Source organism: Microbacterium maritypicum, assembly GCF_008868125.1.
GTDB classification, from domain to species: Bacteria; Actinomycetota; Actinomycetes; order Actinomycetales; family Microbacteriaceae; genus Microbacterium; species Microbacterium maritypicum.
In genome coordinates this window covers 189,243-209,373 of record NZ_WAAQ01000002.1, presented here as the reverse complement: position 1 = coordinate 209,373, position 20,131 = coordinate 189,243, and the positions used below count along the sequence as shown (strand labels likewise).

Annotated in this window: 17 protein-coding genes; 9 read left to right on the top strand and 8 right to left on the bottom strand. The window is 69.3% G+C overall.

The features are described from left to right. Window positions 1–117 precede the first annotated feature (117 nt). Window positions 118–1,944, bottom strand: a complete 1,827-nt coding sequence (locus tag F6W70_RS11760) for a glycoside hydrolase family 35 protein (RefSeq protein ID WP_151486814.1) — start codon at window positions 1,942–1,944, stop codon at window positions 118–120. 94 nt (window positions 1,945–2,038) lie between these two features. Between F6W70_RS11760 and F6W70_RS11755 the strand changes: the two genes are divergently transcribed. Next, window positions 2,039–3,073 (top strand): LacI family DNA-binding transcriptional regulator, encoded by a 1,035-nt coding sequence (locus F6W70_RS11755; protein WP_017831332.1) that lies wholly within the window; start codon window positions 2,039–2,041, stop codon window positions 3,071–3,073. A 49-nt stretch (window positions 3,074–3,122) separates the two neighbouring features. On the opposite strand, the gene F6W70_RS11750 is transcribed toward F6W70_RS11755, so the two are convergent. Genes F6W70_RS11750 through purM form a run of 3 tightly spaced genes read right to left on the bottom strand, consistent with a single transcriptional unit; the run spans window position 3,123 to window position 7,039 of the window. Further along, the gene (locus F6W70_RS11750; protein WP_151486813.1) at window positions 3,123–4,436 is read right to left on the bottom strand and encodes an MFS transporter; all 1,314 of its coding nucleotides are present in this window, start codon (window positions 4,434–4,436) and stop codon (window positions 3,123–3,125) included. Beyond that, window positions 4,433–5,905: an amidophosphoribosyltransferase gene (gene purF / locus F6W70_RS11745; protein ID WP_017831330.1), complete on the bottom strand. Its 1,473-nt coding sequence runs from the start codon at window positions 5,903–5,905 to the stop codon at window positions 4,433–4,435. Before purF ends, F6W70_RS11750 begins: the two co-directional genes overlap by 4 nt. A gap of 24 nt (window positions 5,906–5,929) precedes the next feature. Next, the gene (gene purM / locus F6W70_RS11740) at window positions 5,930–7,039 is read right to left on the bottom strand and encodes a phosphoribosylformylglycinamidine cyclo-ligase (protein WP_055869402.1); all 1,110 of its coding nucleotides are present in this window, start codon (window positions 7,037–7,039) and stop codon (window positions 5,930–5,932) included. Window positions 7,040–7,594: 555 nt separating this feature from the next. On the opposite strand from purM, the gene F6W70_RS11735 reads away from it, so the two are divergent. Both F6W70_RS11735 and F6W70_RS11730 read left to right on the top strand, forming a co-directional pair. Next, complete coding sequence (locus F6W70_RS11735; protein ID WP_170287906.1) at window positions 7,595–8,953, top strand: SpaA isopeptide-forming pilin-related protein; 1,359 nt, start codon at window positions 7,595–7,597, stop codon at window positions 8,951–8,953. 101 nt (window positions 8,954–9,054) lie between these two features. Further along, window positions 9,055–9,660 (top strand): zinc-binding alcohol dehydrogenase, encoded by a 606-nt coding sequence (locus tag F6W70_RS11730; RefSeq protein WP_151486811.1) that lies wholly within the window; start codon window positions 9,055–9,057, stop codon window positions 9,658–9,660. A 3-nt stretch (window positions 9,661–9,663) separates the two neighbouring features. Here F6W70_RS11730 and F6W70_RS11725 read toward each other — a convergent pair whose 3' ends face one another. Together F6W70_RS11725 and F6W70_RS11720 are read right to left on the bottom strand one after the other, a co-directional pair. Further along, on the bottom strand, window positions 9,664–9,978 hold the full coding sequence (locus F6W70_RS11725) for a potassium transporter Trk (RefSeq protein WP_151486810.1): 315 nt from the start codon (window positions 9,976–9,978) through the stop codon (window positions 9,664–9,666). A 102-nt stretch (window positions 9,979–10,080) separates the two neighbouring features. Beyond that, the gene (locus tag F6W70_RS11720; protein WP_151486809.1) at window positions 10,081–14,277 is read right to left on the bottom strand and encodes an HtaA domain-containing protein; all 4,197 of its coding nucleotides are present in this window, start codon (window positions 14,275–14,277) and stop codon (window positions 10,081–10,083) included. 163 nt (window positions 14,278–14,440) lie between these two features. Here F6W70_RS11720 and F6W70_RS11715 point away from each other — a divergent pair, with 163 nt between their 5' ends. The 3 genes from F6W70_RS11715 to F6W70_RS11705 are packed head-to-tail and all read left to right on the top strand — an operon-like array spanning window position 14,441 to window position 17,387. After that, window positions 14,441–15,547, top strand: coding sequence for a heme/hemin ABC transporter substrate-binding protein (locus F6W70_RS11715; protein WP_151486808.1), 1,107 nt, complete (start codon window positions 14,441–14,443; stop codon window positions 15,545–15,547). Then, on the top strand, window positions 15,544–16,617 hold the full coding sequence (locus F6W70_RS11710; protein ID WP_055869388.1) for a FecCD family ABC transporter permease: 1,074 nt from the start codon (window positions 15,544–15,546) through the stop codon (window positions 16,615–16,617). The genes F6W70_RS11715 and F6W70_RS11710 overlap by 4 nt, the downstream gene beginning before the upstream one ends. Beyond that, complete coding sequence (locus F6W70_RS11705) at window positions 16,608–17,387, top strand: heme ABC transporter ATP-binding protein (RefSeq protein WP_444899233.1); 780 nt, start codon at window positions 16,608–16,610, stop codon at window positions 17,385–17,387. The genes F6W70_RS11710 and F6W70_RS11705 overlap by 10 nt, the downstream gene beginning before the upstream one ends. Before the next feature lie 11 nt (window positions 17,388–17,398). On the opposite strand, the gene F6W70_RS11700 is transcribed toward F6W70_RS11705, so the two are convergent. After that, entirely contained in the window at window positions 17,399–17,848 is a 450-nt protein-coding gene (locus F6W70_RS11700; RefSeq protein WP_151486806.1) for a MarR family winged helix-turn-helix transcriptional regulator, read from the bottom strand. 63 nt (window positions 17,849–17,911) lie between these two features. On the opposite strand from F6W70_RS11700, the gene F6W70_RS11695 reads away from it, so the two are divergent. Then, window positions 17,912–18,280: a VOC family protein gene (locus tag F6W70_RS11695; protein WP_055876529.1), complete on the top strand. Its 369-nt coding sequence runs from the start codon at window positions 17,912–17,914 to the stop codon at window positions 18,278–18,280. Window positions 18,281–18,424: 144 nt separating this feature from the next. Continuing rightward, window positions 18,425–18,931 carry a hypothetical protein gene (locus F6W70_RS11690; RefSeq protein ID WP_318278878.1) on the top strand — a complete coding sequence of 169 codons (507 nt, stop codon included), beginning with the start codon at window positions 18,425–18,427 and terminating at the stop codon, window positions 18,929–18,931. 78 nt (window positions 18,932–19,009) lie between these two features. On the opposite strand, the gene F6W70_RS11685 is transcribed toward F6W70_RS11690, so the two are convergent. Then, the gene (locus F6W70_RS11685) at window positions 19,010–19,378 is read right to left on the bottom strand and encodes a sterol carrier family protein (RefSeq protein WP_055869379.1); all 369 of its coding nucleotides are present in this window, start codon (window positions 19,376–19,378) and stop codon (window positions 19,010–19,012) included. A 49-nt stretch (window positions 19,379–19,427) separates the two neighbouring features. Here F6W70_RS11685 and F6W70_RS11680 point away from each other — a divergent pair, with 49 nt between their 5' ends. Continuing rightward, a complete protein-coding gene (locus tag F6W70_RS11680; protein ID WP_055869376.1) occupies window positions 19,428–20,102 on the top strand; it encodes an NUDIX hydrolase in 675 nt (224 codons plus the stop codon). The last annotated feature ends 29 nt before the right edge of the window (window positions 20,103–20,131 follow it).

Sequence of the window (20,131 nt, the reverse complement as noted above, 5' to 3'; positions counted from 1 at the left end):
CATCTTCGAACCGTTACAGCGGCGAAGCCCACACTCAGCACCGAGGCCCACCCTCACAGCCGCCGGTGACGATGGGTCTCGGCGCGGAGGATGGGCCTCGGAATGCGACAGGGCGGATCAGGAGCCGATGAACTCCTCGGTCTCCCCGAACGACGGTTCGTCGCGGATCTCGACCGTCGCGCCGAGGCCGTCGGTGTCGAGCACCACGAGCTCGTTGCGTCCGACCTTCCAGAGCGGCGCCGGCGCATAGAGCGTCTCCTGCGGACCGACCTTCCAGTAGCGCCCCAGCAGGAAGCCGTTCAACCAGACCATCCCCTTCGACCCCCCGGGGAAGGCGAGCCAGGCGTCCAGCGGCTCGGCGATGTCGAAGGACGCGACGGCGACACCGTCTGACGCCTCCGCTGATCGGTCGAGGCCCGGCGCCGCGGTCGGCGCTTCCTGGAGAACCAGGCGATGCGTCCAGCCGTTGACCAGCCGACGACCGATCATCACGCCACGCATGATGCCCTTGCCCTCCCCGGTATAGGGGCCGTAGTTGATGCGTCCGAGACTCTCGACGACGAGCGTGAGCCGTCCCGCTCCGCCATCGACGGGCAGAGCGAGGGAGGTCTCGCCGTCACGTTCGAGCACCCCGAGCGCCTGGGCGTCGAGGAACACCACGGCACGATCGTGCAGTCCGTCGATCGTGAGCGTCGCATCGGCGGGGAAGGAGACATCCGCCTCGTAGACGACCAGGCCGTCTTCGGCACCGAGCTCCTCGAACGTGCGCGGGCGCGGCGAGACCTCTCCGGTCACGGGAAGAGTGGCGACCAGCTGCAGTAAGGAGCTTCGCTGCTCGAGCGGTGCGGACGCTGCAGCCTGTCGCCGCGGGCCTGCCGGAACCGGAGGGAGCTCGGATGCGTGGAACGGCGCGAACATCGCCCGCAGCGCGTGGAACTTCTCGTTGAGCGTTCCGTCTTCGCCGATGGGGGCATCCGAGTCGTAGCTGGTGACGGTGGGCTGAAGCACCCGGTCGTGATTCGCCCCGTTCCAGAGGCCGAAGTTCGTTCCACCGTGCGCCATGTACAGGCTCACGGATCCGCCTGCGGCGAGCAGTTCCTCGATCGTCCCTCCGGTGCTCGCGGCGGAGCGCACATGGTGCCGCTCGCCCCAGTGGTCGAACCAGCCGCCCCACAGCTCGCTGCACATGAGCGCATCCCCCTCACGACGCAGCTCCACGGCCCGGGCCACGCCGGTGCCGAACGTGAACGTCGCCATGGCACCGGGAACGCTGCCGTGCTCGATCATGTCGCCCGTGATTCCGTCGGCGGTCGTGAGCATCTCGACCATCCCGCGACAGCGGAGCCCCTCGCGCAGGTGCGCCAGGTAGGCGGCATCGCTGCCGAACGAACCGTACTCGTTCTCGATCTGGATCGCGACGATCGGACCGCCGTGCGAGGCCTGGAGCGGGACGAGCCGGGGGATCAGCTCGTCGTACCAGGCGTCGACCGCGGCGAGGAAGCCGGCATCGCTGGTGCGCAGCGCCGCGACGCGCCCCGAGAGCCAGGACGGGATTCCGCCGTTGGACCACTCGGCGCAGATGTAGGGACTGGGCCGGAGGAACACGTCCAGGCCGATGTCCCCGGCGAGGCGGATGAAGCGCTCGATGTCACGCCACCCGTCGAAGCGCACGTCGCCCTCGACGCGCTCGTGGAAGTTCCAGGCGACATACGTGTCGACAGTGTTCGCGCCCATCGCGGCGAGTCGGCGCAGGCGGTCCTCCCACTGGTCGGGATGCACCCGGAAGTAGTGGATCGAGCCCGCGAGGATACGGTGGGCGACGCCGTCGCGGAGGATCTCCCCGTCGCGCCAGGTCAGGGTGGGCGCGCCGATCGGCGACGCGGCGGCCGGGGCATCGACGGCAACGGAAGAGCCGTCGAAAGCCGAGGCGAGAAGGTCAGGCATAGCGCTCCAAGCACGAGTGTTTGCGTTCACATTATCGCATCACACGACTCGCCGCCTCCTGGATTTACGCCGATTGATCGCTACCATTGAGCACATGTCACCTCGTCGCCCGAGAGACGACCGCGCCCCCAGCCAGGTCGATGTCGCCCAGCTTGCCGGTGTCTCCACGCAGACCGTCTCCCGCGTCATGTCGGGGCAGGACAACGTGCGCCCCGACACCGCCAGGCGTGTGATGGCGGCGGTCGAGGAGCTCGGCTACCGCGTGCACGCCGCCGCCGCCTCCCTCGCCTCCGGTCGCACCCGCGTGCTGGGAGTGATCGTCGTCTCGACCGACCGGTACTCGTCGGCGGCGCTCGGCGTCGGCATCCAGCAGGCCGCTGCAGCGAACGGGTACACCGTGTCGACGGCCGCTGTCGCCGACCATGCGTCGGCCGAGGCGTTCCTGGAGGCCTTCGACCGACTGGAGCGGCAAGGAGCCGAGGGCATCATCCTCGGCGTGCCGGTCGAGCTCGAGAGCCCGGCGATGCGGGCGCGGACCGAGCGCACACCCGCGACCCGGAGCGAGCGCACCTCTCTCGATGAGGACGCCCCGCTCGCCGTCGACCAGAGGGCGATCGCCCGCCTCGCCGTCGAGCATCTGCTCGACCTCGGGCACAAGACCGTCTGGCACGTCTCGGGCGACGACTACTGGACCGAGACGCAGCAGCGCAGCGAAGCCTGGGAGCAGACGCTCCGCGATCGCGGAATCGTGCCGCCGCCGCTGATCCCCGCCGACTGGACGCCCGAATCCGGCTACCGCGCGGGTCGCACGATCGCGGCGATCCCCGAGGCCACGGCCGTGTTCGTCAGCAGCGACGAGATGGCCTTCGGTCTGATCCGCGCCCTGCACGAGGCCGGCCGCAGCGTGCCCGATGATGTGTCCGTGGTCAGCGTCGACGACATCGCCCTCGCCGCGTACGCCTCCCCCGCCCTGACGACCGTCCGTCAGCCCTTCGAGGCGATGGGCCGTGCCGCAGCTCTCCGGGTCATCGCCCAGATCGAGGGGCACGATGCGGTCGGCGACATGCCCTCCACCGATCCTCAGCTCATCGTGCGCTCATCGACCGCGCCGCCGCGATCCGCCCGATAGCCCTCAGCCGCGCCGCGCGGCTCGGTCTGCGGGTCGGATTCTTCGGGGTTCACCAGCGACCGTGCCGGCGCTCCCACTCGTCCTCGACCGTGCGACGACGACCCGCAACGATGCCGGCGGGGATCGCGACGATGAGCACGCCCGCGATCACGAGCAGCGGGATCTGCCAGCCCGCGGTCGTCTCGTGCAGCAGCCCGACCAGCAGCGGGAAGGTCGCCGCGATCGCGTAGCCGATGCTCTGCACGAAACCGCTCAGCGCGACGGCGCTCTCCGGTGTGCGGGCGCGGATGCTGAGCAGCACGAGGCTGAGAGGGAACATGATGGCGGTGAGGCCGAAGATGCTCACCCACAGCGGCAGCGCGACGGTCGGGACGAACAGGAGACCGGCGAGCCCGACCAGCCCGCCGCCGACGGCCACGAAGAAGAGCGGACGCGTCGCCTGGAACCGGACGACGAGGATCGGCACCAGCAGCGAGCACGGCAGACCGATCAGCGCGAACAGTGAGAGCAGGAAACCTGCGGTCGCCGGAGTCACACCGCCGATGTCGACGAGCATGGTCGGCATCCAGGCGAACGAGACGTAGGCCATGGTCGACGACGCTCCGAAGACGACCGCCAGCGCCCAGGCGAGGGGCAGTCTCCACAGGCGGGCGAAGTGCCGACGGTTCGCCGGAGCGGTCGAGATCGGACCGGTCGCGACGGCCACCGCATCCTGCACGTCGTCGACACCGTCGGTGGGATCGGGGACGAGCAGTTCCGTCTTCACCGGCTCACCCGCTCGCGGGCCGTTCTTCAGCAGAAGCGCCACCCAGGGCACCAGCGCGATGCCCGCGACGAGGCCCCACATGCCCAGAGACACCCGCCAGCCCAGCGAGTCGGCCACCGGCACCGCGACCAGCGGAGGCAGGAAGGTCGACACCGCCATGGTGGTCGAGTAGATGGTCATCATGACCCCGAGTCGATCGGGGAAGTACTTCTTGACCAGTGGCGGCAGCAGCACGTTGCCCGAGCCGACCCCCGCGAACACCACGGCCGTCGCCGCGAGCAGGGTCGTCGAATCCACGGCGAAGCCGCGCAGGAGCAACCCCAGAGCCATCAGCGTGATCGCGGCGACGGCCATCCGCTCCAGACCGAATCGGCGCTCGAACAGCGGCGTGAGCAGACCGAAGATCGCGAAGCACACCGGCGGCGCGGCGCCGATCAGGCCGATGACGACCGGCGAGACCGGGAAATCCGCGGCGACATGATCGATCACCGGGGATAGCGAGGCGACCGCCGAGCGCAGCGAGAACGCCACCAGGACGATCCCCACGAGTGCGAGTGCCCGACCCTGCCACAGCGGTCGTGCGCTCGGCATCGTCATGAGGTCTGCGACCCCTCCACCCAGGCCAGATACTCATCCGAGACGGTGCCGGTCACATAGCGGCCGTCGAAGCAGCTCATGTCGAGGTCGGTGAGCACCGATCCCTCGATGATCGCCGCCTTGAGGTCTTCGACCTCCTGATAGACGAGGTGGTCGCAGCCGAGCTCCTCGGCGATCTCGGGAATCGTCCGCCCGTGGGCGATGAGCTCGTGCCGCGAGGGCATGTTGATGCCGTACACGTGCGGGTGCCGCACGGGAGGAGCTGCAGAGGCGAAGGTCACCGAGGCGGCCCCGGCATCCCGCGCCATCTGGATGATCTCCTTCGAAGTGGTCCCGCGCACGATCGAGTCGTCGATGAGGAGCACGTTCTTGCCCTGGAACTCGGTCGACATCGCGTTCAGCTTCTGACGGACGCTCTTCTTGCGCACCGCCTGCCCCGGCATGATGAAGGTGCGACCGACATAGCGGTTCTTGTAGAAGCCCTCGCGGTACTCGATGCCGAGCTTGCGGGCGACCTCCATCGCGGCGGGGCGCGAGGAGTCGGGGATGGGCATGACCACGTCGATCTTGTCCATCGGCACGTGCTTGGCGATCGTGTCGGCGAGACGATCGCCCATGCGCAGCCGCGACTCGTACACCGAGATGCCGTTCATGACGGAGTCGGGGCGGGCGAGGTAGACGTACTCGAAGGCGCACGGCGCGAGAGTCGCGGCCGTCGCGCACTGCTTGGAGAACAGCTCGCCGTCGTTGGTGATGAAGACGGCTTCGCCGGGCTCGACCTCGCGCACGACCTCGTAGTCGCCGTTCTCGAGCACGAGCGATTCGCTGGCGACGACCCACTCGTCCTTGCCGTGCGCACCGTCGACCGTCGAGGGACGACGACCCAGGATCAGCGGGCGGATGCCGAAGGGGTCGCGGAATGCGAGCAGGCCGTAGCCGGCGATCACGGCGATCACCGCATAGGCGCCCTCGATGCGCTCGTGCGTGCGGGCGACGGCCTCGAACACACGCTCGGGGTCGAGGTCGACGGTCGAGGTCGTGTTCTGCAGCTCGCCGGCGAGCACGTTGAGCAGCAACTCGGTGTCGCTCGAGGAGTTGAGGTGACGGCGGTCGCGCTGGGCCATGTCGGCCGTGAGCTCACGCGTGTTGGTGAGGTTGCCGTTGTGGATGAGGATGATGCCGTACGGCGCGTTCACGTAGAACGGCTGCATCTCCTCTTCGTTCGAGGCCGTGCCCTTGGTGGCGTAGCGCACGTGACCGAGCCCGACGTTGCCGAGCAGCGCGCGCATGTCGCGGGTGCGGAACGCTTCGCGGACCATGCCCTGCGCCTTGGCGTTGTGCATCACGCCATTTGCCTCGGCGGTGGCGATGCCCGTCGCATCCTGGCCGCGGTGCTGCAGCAGCAAGAGTGCGTCGTAGATGTCCTGATTGACCGGGGCAGAGCCCACCATTCCGACGATGCCGCACATGGGGTGGTTACTTCATCCGTTTCTTCAGTGGGAGGAGTAGGCGCCCACGAGGCGCACCGCTCCGCCGTCGACGCCCTTGGCGCCCTGTTCGAACTCGCCGGCCGGACGCGCGCCGAAGCCCACGGTCGCGACCTGCCAGGCGGGCATGCCCTCTGCGGCGAGCGCAGCGATGGCGGCATCTTTCTTGTCCTGCGCGATCACCGCGAGGAAGCCGATGCCGAGGTTCCAGGTGCCCTCCGCCGACTCGAGCGAGGAACCTGCGATGTCGCTGAGCACGCGGAAGACCGGGCTGGGCGACCACGTGCCGCGATCGACCTCCGCCCAGGTCCCCTGCGGGAGCACGCGGGCGAGGTTCGCCGCGATTCCGCCGCCGGTGACGTGGCTGAGCGCGTGAACGCCGCCGCCGAGCGCATCGATGAGGCGCAGCAGCGGGAGCGTGTAGAGGCGGGTCGGCTCGAGGAGGGCCTCACCCCAGGTGGTACCGAAGTCGGCCGCGGTGTCTGCGTAGCTGATGCCCGCGCCGGTGACGATATGGCGAACGAGGGAGTAGCCGTTGGAATGCAGACCGCTGGACTGCACGGCGAGCACGACGTCGCCGTCCTGCACGCGCTCGGCGCCGAGGATGGCGTCGGCCTCGACCACGCCGGTGGCGGCACCGGCGACATCGTAGTCGCGCGGCCCGAGGAGACCAGGGTGCTCTGCCGTCTCGCCGCCGACAAGTGCGGTGCCCGTGGCGGAGCAGGCCTCGGCGATGCCGCGCACGATGTCGGCGATGCGCTGAGGCACGACCTTGCCGCACGCGATGTAGTCGGTCATGAAGAGCGGCCTGGCACCCACCACGACGATGTCGTCGACGACCATCCCGACCAGGTCCTGCCCGATCGTGTCGTGCTTGTCGATCGCCTGGGCGATCGCGACCTTGGTGCCGACGCCGTCTGTGCTGCTGGCCAGTAGCGGCCGACGATAGCCGAGCAGCGCGCTGGCGTCGAACAGGCCGGCGAATCCGCCGACACCGCCGAGCACTTCGGGTCCGTGCGTCGCGCGCACGGAGGACTTCATCAGCTCGACGGCGAGATCGCCTGCAGCGGTATCGACGCCGGCTTCGGAATAGGGATTGGTGGGGGAGGCAGCCACACCTCGATCCTACCGTCAGCCGAGGGCCGCGATCTCCGGATCGAGAGGCACGGATGACGCACTCGAACCGCGACCGATTGCCCGTCAGCACTCGAGGTCCGATCGGGCACCGCCAGCAAGACGTTGACTCACCGAACTTCACGTGCGACCGTAATGAACGGCGACGTCTTGCGTCTCATGAGTATCGGGGCTTCGCTGGGGGCTCTGGGCCTGTTCGACCCGTCTTGCGCGTCGAACGCCTCTAACTGGGAGAGAAGCATGAGAATTCGAGTTCGCGTGGGTCGCCCCTGGATGATCGGTGTCGTTGCCGCAGTGATCGCCGTACTCGCTGGCGTGCAACCAGCGTCAGCGGCCGGGCCCTCTGTATCTCCGGTGCGCAGTGTCGTATCTGTACCCCTGACGGATCCGCCCGTTGTGCCGGCGTGCGAGGGCACCACGTCCACGGCCGACGGATCTGACAACACGCCCACCTCGTTCACCCTGATCGGGGAGGCGCAAACCGAACTTCTCGCCAGCAGAGTCGTTTTCCAGTACGGAAACGAGGGGACGCGTGTGATGGATGACGCGACCGGAGCGCTGTCGAGCTTCGCCGGCGGGCTGCCGTACTGCGGCGGCAAGCTGGATGGCGCGGGCAACGTCGATCTGGGGTGGCGCTTCTGCACCGACTTCCACGCCGGCGGATGCGCAGGCCGCCCTCCTGGGGAGGTCGAGGGCAACCCGAAGATCAGCGAGGAGTCGGCGCACCAGATCGCCTACGTTCTGAGCACGGCTGATGTCAGTACGAAGCGGTCGCGGGCACTGGCGCAGCTGCAGGTGTGGTGTCTCAGCGAGGGCCACGCGGCCGACACGGTGAACACTGAGGCGCGGAACTACTTCAACCAGTACCAGTTCGACGGCTCCGACCCGGCCAACCCGGAGACCGCCGTGATCTCCGACGCGGAGGCGACGTGCGCGCAGCATCCGGTCATCCCCGCGACGCCGACGCTCGCGGTCACCGGACCGGCTCAGCCCTCGACGACTGTCGCTCAGACCGCCCAGTTCACTGTTGCCGCTAACTTCGACTGGCCGATCACGATCACCTCCACCGGCACCGGGCCCGTGACGCTCTGCCCGGGTGCGGCAGCTGGTGTCACGTTGACGGACGGCATCCTCACAGCTCCCCAGTCCTCGAACGTGGCTCTGTGCACGACGACCGACACCGCAGGGGCGGTCACTCTGACGGCGGCAGCGACCGGAATGCCCACCGCGATCGACCTGTCCTACGTGTGGAACGGCGATCCGACTTGCCAGGTCTTCGTCGACTTCCTCACGCCGACGGGAGAGAGCCTGTCGGCGTCCGCGACGACCGACTTCGTCGCCCCGGCGGACCTGTTCGGAGGCATCACGATCGCCAAGACCGACGTCTCGGGCGCACCGCTCAGCGGAGCATCCTTCTCCATCTTCCTGAGCCAGGCGGATGCGACCGCGGGCGTCAACCCCGTGACCCTCGACGGCCTCTCCGTCTTCCCGGTGGGCGCTGACGGAACGCTCACGCTGTCGGAGATCAGGCGCTCGGACTGGGCCAACGGAGCGCCCGTGGCACCCGGCGACACCGGATACCAGTCCTACTGGCTCAAGGAGATCACCGCCCCAACCGGCTACGTCCTCCTCGCGTCGCCGATCGAGTTCTCCGTGACCGAAGGAACCACAACAGCAGGCATCGACCTGGCCGTCGCCAACGTGCGAGCGGACGTGCCGACGACGGGCGGTGGATCCGGCGATGGCACCGTCGCCAACACCGGCAATGGCACCCTCGCCAACACCGGCGGTGTCGACCAGTCGCCCGCGCTCGCGCTGAGCGGTTTGCTCCTCCTCGTCGGCGCCGCACTGATGTCCGCGCGAGGCGCACGGCGGCGCTCGCGTTCGCTCACCTAGGTCGTATTCCGATCCGGCGCGCAGCACACTTTCCGTTCAAGAGGCGCGAAGGTCGCGACGCTCATTGCCGCACATGGCCCCATCGCACCTACGATGGGGCCATGTCCGACAAGCCGCAGTGGCTGATCCGCGAAGACGCGAGCGTACCGGTTCTCGTGGCGCTAGCGCTGCGCCAAGGACTCGGCATCCGAGCCACGGACGATCTGCCGGGCCTGCGCGATCTGCCGGTCAGAACTCCGGATGCCGCCACGGCCTCTCCCGCGGTCGAAGCGCAGTGGCGCGAGTACTGGGACATGACGGTCGAGCCGCGCGCGCATCACTCTGGCGTCCCTCTCGAACTCGTCGACGGCTTCGACACCCTGGTGGCCCTGCCGGCCTCCGGGGCCGCAGAGCTGACCTCGGCGATCACACCATTCGCGACACCCGTCCTGGAATACGCCCGCAGGGCGCACGACCGCTACGTGTCGTCGATGAAGAGCCACACAGGCAGCGACTCCTACCGGGCATATGCCAGCGCGATCGCGGAGTTCGAGCGCGAGGTCGGGCGGCGTGCGCACTCCTTCGAGCTGAACGTGCAGGTGCTCCCGCTGTCGCAGCGGGGGATCTGGTGGATCGGAGCGCTCACAGTGGCGGTGACCGATGGCCTGCGTCGGGACGTCGTGGCGTTCGACGCCGCGATCCGCCCGGTGATCGCCGAACTCGCGTAGAGGTCAGTCCTCTTCGACGACGGTCTCGCGGTCGACCCGCACGACCCGGTCGTGACGACGGGCGAGGCGCTCCATGATCAGGCCGGCGATGCCGCCGAGCGCAATGCCGATCGGAACGGTCCACAGCAGCAGGAAACCGAACACTTGACCGGGCGGGTAGACGACGTCGAGGGCCTGCGACTCGTCGAAGCTGCCGGTCCAGGTGAGGATGCCGGCCGCGATCACGCCGACCACGACGCCGATGCCCATGAGCACGCCGTACCGCGGCACGCGGCGCACGGTCGCTTCGACGGTCTGGTGGGAGTCGGTGGGGGCCATGCATCCATTGTCCCACCACCGACGGATACCGCGCACCGGGTGACGAGAGAACGGCCCTCCCCGCGTCCGCCGCGGGGAGGGCCGTTCCGTGGTGCGCGTCGGCTAGAGCTCGGTCGCCGTGTCGGCGGTCTCGGCCTCGCGGTTGCGGCGGACGATCAGCACACCGCCGGTCGCCGCGAGCAGGATGACGAGCAGGCCGCCGACGATCCACGGCCACACCGGGGCGCCTTCGGCGTCCGCAGGCTCGTTCGCGGTGGTCACCACTGCGGTCGCCGCGGAGTCGGAGTCGGGCTTCTCCTCGGCGACGCCGCAGTCGGCGCCGACCGGGATCACGGCGGTGACCGGGTCGAGCTCCTCACCCGCGGCGTAGGTGCCGAACGCGGATGCGCCGGCCTCTGTCAGCGTGGTCGGGATCGCGTCGAGCGTCAACACACCGTCGGCCGCGGCCGCATCGCCGAGGGGGAACTCTGCGAGACGCACGCCCTTCTGGTCGATGCGCTCTCCGCCCTGCGTGGTGCCGGTCACGTCGAAGACGAGATAGCCCTTCTCTCCGGCGAGCTCGACACCGGCGTTCGCGAGCGTCGTGTTCAGCGCTCCCTCGTGACCGGTGAACGTGATGCTCCCGCCGTACGAGACCAGGCCGGCGAGGGTCTTGTCGTCGAACGAACCGGTGCCGTTCTCCCACACGTAGTCGGGGTACCGGTAGGCGACGTCGGTCAGCGTCCAGCCGCCCTTCGCGATGCCCTCGATGTAGGTGCGGAACGACTCCTTGTAGCCCCACTCGAGCGTGGCGCCCTCGACCGTGCAGACGCCGATCGCGGTCGTGGCCCTGTTCAGCGTGAACGCGAGACCGCGGTTCACCGAGCCCTGGAACGTGAGCGTGTGCGCGCCGTCCTCGAGACTTGCCGGGAGTGCACCCGACCAGGTGGCGACGCCGTTCGCGTCGGCCGTCACGGTGTCGAGCAGAACCGGGGTGGAGTAGACGACGACCTTGATTCCCTGCTCGTTCGCGCGGAATCCGGATGCCGACACCGTCGCCGGCCGCCCTGAGGCGAGCGCCGACAGGTTGGCCTCGTCGGCGTCGATGCCCTCGGTCGCCGGCGGGGTCGCCGGGAGCGTGGTCTTCGACGTGACGGCCGCCGCTGCGACCGTGCCGCTCGACCCTGCCGGCGCCGCGGAGACGGAGCCGATCGTGAACGTCACGGGGTTCAGCGTGGTGCCGTAGCCCGACAGCACGCGGTCGCGTCCCTCGGCGGTCAGCGCCGCGGGGGCTGCCGTGTACGTCACCGCACCGTTGGCCGCGATGCGCGCCGCATTCGAGAGGTCGAGGGTCGCGAACGGCACCTGCGCACCGCCGCTCGTGACGTACAGCGTCGCAAGGTTCGCGGACGTGATGCGGATCTGCGGGTTCGACACGGTCACATCGAGCACGCCCTGGTGTCCGGTGAAACGCACGGAACCGCGGTACACGACGCTGCCGAGACCGGTGGCGATGTCGAAGTCGCCGCCGACCGTCTGGCCGAACTGGAACTGGCCGCCCGAACGGGTCGCCCCGTCGGAGACCGCGATCGAGCCCTTGGCGATATCGCTCGTGATGTAGTTCGTGAACGACGAGGAGATCGCCCAGCGGAGGGAGCCGCCGGGAACGTTCGCCGCCGGGGTCGTCGGCGTGACCGGTGTCTCGGGCACCTCCGGCACCTCCACGTCGAACAGTGCGTCCCACTGTGCGGACGTGATGGTCACGCCCGATCGGGCGTAGATCGTGCTCGCATCGGGATTCGAGTGCTGCTTCCACACGATGACCTCATACGACTTCGTGCGGTCGAGGTTCTTCGCCGCGGTCGTGAGGTCGATCGAGAAGGCGCCGAACGTGACCTTCTGCGCCCACTGCATCGCGAGGAACCCGCCATCGGCGCTCACGTCTGCCTCGGTTCCGGCTTCGACCAGTGCGACGTATGCGCCGGGGATCTCGCCCAGATTCGTGGCTGCGGCCGCGACGGTCAGACCGTCCTTCGCCGTCGCCGTCTTCACCGTCGTGACGACGGTCGGCCCTGCCGGGAAGAGGGTGTCCCACTGCGCGTCGGTCACCGTGACGGCGCCCCGCGCGTAGATCGTGCTCGCATCGGGCATCGAGTGCTGCTTCCAGACGATGACCTCGTACGACTTCGTACGGTCGAGCGTGTCGGCGGCCGCGGTCAGGTCGACGGTGAACGCGCCTCCGGTGATGTTGCGCACGTACTGCATCGCGAGGAATCCGCTGCTGCTGGTGACGTCCGCCTCGGTGCCCTTCTCGATGACGGCGACGTACGCGCCGGTGACCGCACCGAGCTTCGACGCGGATGCCGTGACGGTCAGGCCGTCCTTCGCGGTCACAGACTTCGCCGTGGGCGTCACGGCCGGGGTGACGCCGTAGTCCAGGGCGACGCTGCGCTCCTGGTCGGCATTGATCACTCCACCGGCCGCGTAGGTGTAGACGCCGTAAGAACCGGGCGTCGTGGCCGCGTCCTTCAGCGTCAAGGCCGCCTGGAACGTTCCGTCGGCCGCGATGTCGACCCACTGCGCACGGATCGCGCCCTGATACTGCGCAGGGACCTCGTTCAGCACGCCCTCGGCCAGAGCCCAGGCCTGCGAGCCGACCGAACGTGTCGACGATGCGGCACCCGTGGACGGCTGCCATGTCGAGGCGAAGTTGCCGAAGACGACGTAGGTGCCCTGCGGAAGGTGCTTCGGGATCGGCACCCCGCGTCCGCCGATGTTCGCGGCCGGGTCGTAGCCCACACCCTTCACCACGACCTCGTCACCGGCCTTGAGCGGCACTCCGGCCGCCGGGGTGGTGCCGTCGGCGAGGAACACCTCGATCGCTGCGGAGACCGGGGCGGGCTGCAGGCTCTCCCACTGCGCGTCGGTGACGGTGATGCTCGAGCGGGCGTAGATGGTGCTCGCGTCAGGGTTCGAGTGCTGCTTCCAGACGATGACCTCGTAGGACTTCGTGCGGTCGAGCGTGTCGGCGGCGGCGGTCAGGTCGACCGTGAAGACGCCGCCCGAGATCGGACGCACGTACTGCATCGCGAGGAACCCGCTGCTGCCCGTGACGTTCGCCTCGGTGCCCTTCTCGATCAGTGCGACGTACGCGCCGGTGATCGCACCGAGCTTCGACGCGGATGCCGTGACGGTCAGGCCGTCCTTCGCGGTGGCCGTCTTCACGACCGCGGAGACCGTGGGGTTCTCGCTGTAGTTCAGGGCGACGCTGCGCTCCTGGTCGGCATTGATCACGCCACCGGCCGCGTAGGTGTAGACGCCGTAAGACCCCGGCGCCGTCGCGGCATCCTTCAGTGTCAGAGTCGCCTGGAACGTGCCGTCGGCCGCGATGTCGACCCACTGCGCGCGGATCGCACCCTGGTACTGCGCAGGGACCTGGTTCAGCACGCCCTCGGCCAGAGCCCAGACCTGCGTACCCACCGAGCGGGCCGATGACGCGGCCCCGGCGGAGGGCTGCCATGCCGAGGCGAAGTTGCCGAACACGACGTAGGTCCCCTGCGGGAGGTGCTTCGGGATCGGCACACCACGGCCCTCGGTCCCGAGGTTCGCGGCCGGGTCGTAGCCGGAACCCTTCACGACCACCTTGTCGCCCGCCTTGAGCGCCACGCCTGCGGCCGGAGTCGTGCCGTCGGCGAGGAAAACCTCGATCGCCGCCGACTTCGGGGTCTCACCCGGATCCGTACCGGGGTCGGTACCCGGATCCGTACCGGGGTCAGTTCCGGGGTCGGTACCCGGATCCGTACCGGGGTCAGTTCCCGGGTCGGTTCCCGGGTCGGTTCCCGGGTCGGTGGGAACGGTGCCGAACACCGCGTCCCACTGCCCGGCCGAGACGGCGACATCGCCCCGGCCGTAGATCGTGGTCTCGTTCGGATTCGAGTGCTTCTGCCAGACGAGCACTTCGTACGCCTTCGTGCGGTCCAGCGAGCCGGCCGGCGCGTCGAGCGTGAACGTGCTCTCCCCTCCCGCGACCGTCGGCATGACGAACGCGGCGTACCCGCCCCCGCCGCTGAGCCCGGACTCCGTGCCCTTCACGATGAGGGCCGCGTAGGCGCCTTCGACCTCGGGCAGACCGCTGACCTGCACCTGCACGCTCACCCCCGAGGTTCCCGCGGAGGCGACCGCGGCTGTGACCGCCGCGCCGGCGGCGTGCGCGGGCGGGACGATCACCGCACCGGCGGCGACGAGGAGGAAGGAGACGAAAGCGGCGAGCAGCACGCGTATGCGGGCGCTCCCTGAGGATGCTGTGGCTGAGGCGTTCACGGTTCTCCACGGCTCCGGGCGCGCAGAAGAACACGCACGCCGGCGGTGCCGCAATGCAGTCGGGCGAAGGTTGGATTTTGGTTAGGCTTAGCTAAGTAAGCCGTCGACCCCGAGCGTAGAGGTGCGCATCATCGCGCGTCAAGTTTTAGGATAGCCTTGCCTAATGCGTCGCGTCTCCGCCCTTATCCTCGTCGCCGCTCTCACCGTCGGGCTCACGGCGTGCGCAGAGCCGGGGGCCACGGCCGCACCGGCTACCGCCGCGGATGACGACTGCCCTCAGGCATCCGTCCCGCTCGATGCGCTCGACCTGATCGACGACGTGCGCGGCCACACCGGCCCCTCCACCGCCTGCCTCTCGACCCATGCGATCGAGCCCGTCGACGACGACAGCGCTCCGAAGCTGCCTGTGACGGTGACCGACAGCGAAGGCCACGAGGTCGAGATCGCCGACATCGACCGCATCCTCCCGATCGACATCTCGGGCACGATCGCGTCGACCGTGTTCGCGCTCGGACTCGGCGACCAGGTCGTCGGCCGCGACGCCTCCACCGTCTTCGCCGGCACCGAAGAGCTCCCGGTCGTGACCAAGACCGGCCACACGCTCAACGCCGAGGCGATTCTCGAGCTGGCGCCGACCGTGGTCCTCACCGACACCACGATCGGTCCGAAGGAGGTCCGTCAGCAGCTGCGCGACGCGGGCATCGCCGTCGTCGTGATCTCCAGCGATCGCCGTCTCGACACCACCGACGAGCTGGTGACCGAGATCGCCGCTGCGCTCGGGGTGCCGCGCCGGGGTGAGACCCTCATCGCACGGCTCGACACCTCCGTCGACGAGACGCTCGCAGAGATCGCCGCCGTCGTGCCCACCGACGAGGCCGACCGCGCCCGGATGCTCTTCCTCTACGTGCGCGGCAGCGCCAACGTGTACTACATCTTCGGTGAGGACTCCGGAGCGGACTCCCTGATCGACGCGGTCGGCGGCGTCGATGTGGCGGCCGAGATCGGCTGGGAGGGCATGAAGCCGATGACCGCCGAAGCCCTTGTCGCCGCACAGCCGGACGTGCTGGTGATGATGACGGACGGCCTCGAATCGGTGGGAGGCATCGACGGACTCATCGAGCGGATCCCCGCCGTGGCTCAGACCCCTGCCGGCGTGAACCGTCGCGTGATCGACATGGCCGACAGCGAGATCCTCAGCTTCGGCCCGCGCACCGCCGACGTGATCGGCGCCCTGGCCCGCGCCCTGTACGCCCCCGAGCCCGCGACGTGACCGGGGAGGTCGCCACCCCGACTCCGACGAGGTACCGGGGCCTGCGGTTCGCCCTGGTGACGGTCGGCCTGATGGTCGCTCTCGCGATCACCGGGATCGTGTCGATCACGAGCGGGCAGTACGACCTCTCCCCCACCTCCCTGATCGGCGTGCTGCTGCGCGGGGTCGGGATCGACACCGCGTGGGCGCCGACAGCTTCCACCGACTACGGCGTGATCTTCAATCTGCGGATGCCGCGCATCGTGCTGGGCCTCCTCGTCGGCGCCGCCCTCGCCGTCTCGGGCGTTCTCATGCAGGCGATCTTCGGCAACCCGCTCGCGGATGCGGGGGTCGTCGGCGTCTCCTCGGGTGCCGCGCTGGGCGCTGCGGCGAGCATCACGTTCGGGCTGGCGACCTTCGGGATGTGGACCACACCCGCCTTCGCGTTCCTCGGCGGCCTGATCGCGGTGTTCTCGGTGTACTTCATCAGTCGCTCCGGCGGCCGCACCGAGGTCGTGACCCTCCTGCTCACGGGCATCGCGATCAATGCGATCGCGGGCGCCGGGATGGCCTTCCTCACCTTTCTCGGCACCACATCCACTCGCGAGCAGATCGTGTTCTGGCAGCTCGGCTCACTCAACGGGGCCCTGTGGTCGAACATCCAGCTGGTGGCTCCGCTCGTGCTGATCGGCGTGGTGGTCGCGCTGATCGTCGCCCCGAGTCTCGACCTCTTCGCCCTCGGCGAGCGCACCGCCCGGCACCTCGGCGTCAACGTCGAGCTGTTGCGGATCGTGGTCATCGTCACCGTGGCCCTCCTGGTGTGCGCGGCGGTGGCGTTCGCCGGCATCATCGGCTTCGCCGGGCTCGTCGTGCCGCATCTCATGCGCATGCTGATCGGCCCCGCCCACCTGCCGCTCGTGATCGCCTCGGCTCTCGGCGGCGCACTGCTCATCGCGGTCGCCGACCTGGTCGCACGCACCGCCGTGCCGCTCGCCGACCTGCCGATCGGCATGATCACCTCGCTCGTGGGCGGCCCCTTCTTCCTGTGGCTCCTCGTGCGCACGCGGCGTCGCTCGGGAGGATGGGCATGACCGTGCGGCTGCGCGGAGCGGGACTCACGGTCCGTGTCGGCGAGGGGCGGACGATCCTCGACGACGCGTCCATCGAGATTCATTCCGGAGAGATCCACGCCCTCGTCGGGCCGAACGGGGCGGGCAAGTCCACTCTGTTCGGGGTGCTCGCGGGAGACGTCATGGCACAGGCCGGTTCGGTCGAGCTCGACGGCCAGCCGATCGACCGCGTCAAGCCGCGCATGCTCGCCCAGCAGCGTGCCGTGCTTCTGCAGGAGAACACCGTCACCTTCCCCTTCAGCGCAGAGCAGGTCGTGCGCATGGGGCGGACGCCCTGGGCGCGCACGCCCGCGGCTGACGATGACGACGAGCGGGTGTCCACGGCGATGGCGCAGACCGAGGTGACGGCGCTCAGTGCCCGCGCGGTGCCCTCCCTCTCCGGCGGCGAGCGCGCCAGGGTCGCCCTCGCCCGCGTTATCGCCCAGAGCACCGGCATCCTGCTGCTCGACGAACCGACCGCCGCCCTCGACCTGAAGCACCACGAAGACGTCATGCGGCTGATCCGTGGGCGTGCGGATGCCGGGATCGCGGTGGCCATCGTGCTGCACGACCTCAATGCCGCGCTCGCGCACGCCGACCGCGTCACGCTCCTCGCCGACGGCCGGGTGGCAGCGACGGGCACCGCCGCGGAAGTGCTGACGGCGGGCCGGATCGAGCAGGTCTACGGCCAAGCGGTCGACGTGTTCCCGCACCCCGTGACGGGGGTCCCCCTGGTGGTCGCGCGGCGCTGATCCGAGCCGGGCTAGGACTCCTCGCGCAGCGAGCGGATCATGCTCCGGAGGATCTTCAACGCTCCGGCCTGCTCGCCCTCGCTCATGCCGGACAGCATCCGGACCTCGACCGAGCGGACGGCAGCAGTCGCGGTCGCGAGGCTCTCCCGACCGCGATCGGTGAGGCGGGCGGGGAGGGCTTTGCCGACCGGAGCCTCCGTCGGTCTGGTCACGAACCCGTCCCGTTCCAGCGCCTGGAGCAGCACGTTCATGGACTGCCGCGTGACGAAGGCGCCGCGTGCGAGCTCAGAATTCGACAGGCCGGGCCGTTGCGCGAGCAGTTCGAGGCAGGAGTAGTGGGTGATGGTCATCCCGAGCGGGCGCAGGACCTCTTCCATCGCCGCGCGCAGGGCACTGGACGCCTCCTTGAGCAGGTAGCCCAACGAGGTGTCGAGGTCGATGCCGGCGCGGTCTTGACTCATGTCAGTATTCTGACATACGCTGACCCATGTCAGAAAACTGACACGAAACGAAGGACTCCCCTCATGCCCGTCACCGGCCCCGATTTCATCTCCCTGCAGGCACGCGATCTCGCCGCCTCGCAGGCGTTCTACGAGCACTATCTCGGCCTCGTCCGCTCTCCGGCCGGTCCCCCTCACGCCGTCGTCTTCGAGACGAGACCCATCGCGTTCGCCCTCCGTGACGTCGCACCGGACACCGATTTCACCGATGTAGCCCAACCCGGCATCGGCGCTGCGATCTGGCTCCACGCCACCGACGTGCAGGCCATCCACGACGCGCTCCTCGCCGATGGCCACACCATCGTCGCGGACCCGATCGACGGACCCTTCGGACGGACCTTCACCTTCGCCGACCCCGACGGGTACCGGATCACCCTCCACGATCGCGCCTGACCCACCGTCCACGCTCCGCCCGCAGGGGGCTGTCGGTCACCGAGATCGGCAGACGTGCGGAGCGCGCGATCCCCGCCCCTTCGCGCATCACCCCGACGACGAGCCATCGCGCGAAGCCGTGTCGGTCGGCGACATACAATCACGATGACGGCGACGCGCCAGGCCGAGAATCCGGCGCCGATGCGAGGGAGGGCGAGGATGTTCGGTTCGAAGAAGAAGAGGCAGAGCCTCAGCGATCTGATGGACCAGCTCAGGCCCGATCTGAGTCGGGAATCGCTCGGCGTCGGGCCCGCCTTCCCCGGGGTCACCCCGAACCCGCTGCTGAGCGCGAAGGCACGCAGGCGCAAGGCGGAACTGCGCGACGGGGTGCTCGCGCTCGGTGTTCTCGTCGATTGGCGCGAGGTCAGCAGCGACGGCAACCCGCGCGTCGTGCTGATGCTCGATGTGGAGACGGTCGAGGGCACGTCGTTCCGCGGTATCGCCGACGAGGATCTCACGATCACCGCGCTCACCCGGCTCGCACCGGGGCAGACCATGCACGTGCGATACCGACCGGCCGTCATGGACCACTACGTCGCCCTCGCGCGGGATGCCGACCCCGCCGACGTGCAGCAGGTCACCGACGAGATCGCGCGCGCCAAGCGGGCCTGATCCGCACCGTCGATCGACCGCGCCCGAGTGCGTCAGAAGGCCGACGCCCTCTCCGCCGACCCTGTCCGCACGGTCGCGCTACGGACGCACGGGAAGGACGTCGCTCAGGTCGGCACGCGTGCCGGACGCGTGGATGCGTCCGCCGGACGCGGCATCCGCCCATCGCTCCGCGCCGGTGGAGACGGCGATCCAGGTCGCGGCATCCATCTCGACGACGTTGGGCGGCGTACCACGGGTGTGTCGAGGACCCTGGATGACCTGCACCGCACCGAACGGCGGCACCCGCACCTCGACGCTGTTGCCCGGTGCCTTCTCGTCGAGCAGCTGCAGCAGGTAGCGCACGGCGGTGGCGAGGTCGGTGCGCTGCGGCTTCGCACCCGCGGCCTCCGCGGCGCGGACGGCATCGAGAGCCGTGCGCCCGTCCGCGATGTCGATCTTCCTGGCCATCAGTCCAGACTACGACCGACCGTGCGAGACGAGTTCTAAGCTCGGACGCATGAGTATGCATCCCCAGGGCGCCCGCGCCGAGCTGCTCACGGCCGTCGCCGACCACTCGTGGGGAGTGCGCATCCCCCCACTCGCCGACCCGCAGAGTGCCCACGATGCGGCCGTGCTCATCTTGTTCGGCGTGCTCGATCGCATCCCCGCGTCCACCACCGGCCCCGCCGTCGCGCGTGACCTCGACGTGCTGCTGCAGCGGCGCGCGCCCACGCTCTCCTCACATCCCGGACAGGTCTCCTTCCCCGGCGGCCGCGTGGACCCGGGCGATGCCGATGTCGTCGCGACGGCCCTGCGCGAGGCCGAGGAGGAGACCGGGCTCGATCCGACCGGCGTCGAGATCCTGGCCACGCTGCCCGTGATCCCACTCGCCGCGAGCAACCATCTCGTCACGCCGGTGCTGGCGTGGTGGAGGTCGCCCTCGCGGGTCGTGGCGGTCGACCATGCCGAGACGGTCGAGGTGTTCCGCGTGCCCGTCGCGCAGCTGCTCGACCCGGAGACCCGGTTCACATCGACCATCACACGGATGGGGCACACGTTCCGCGGCCCGGCGTTCGACGTCGACGGCACGATCGTCTGGGGCTTCACCGCGATGGTGCTCGACGCGCTCTTCGACGCGGCCGGTTGGACCGTGCCGTGGGACGCCACCGTGGAGCGGACCGTCGACCTCTGAGCCGGACCGAAATCCGGAGCGCCACCCTC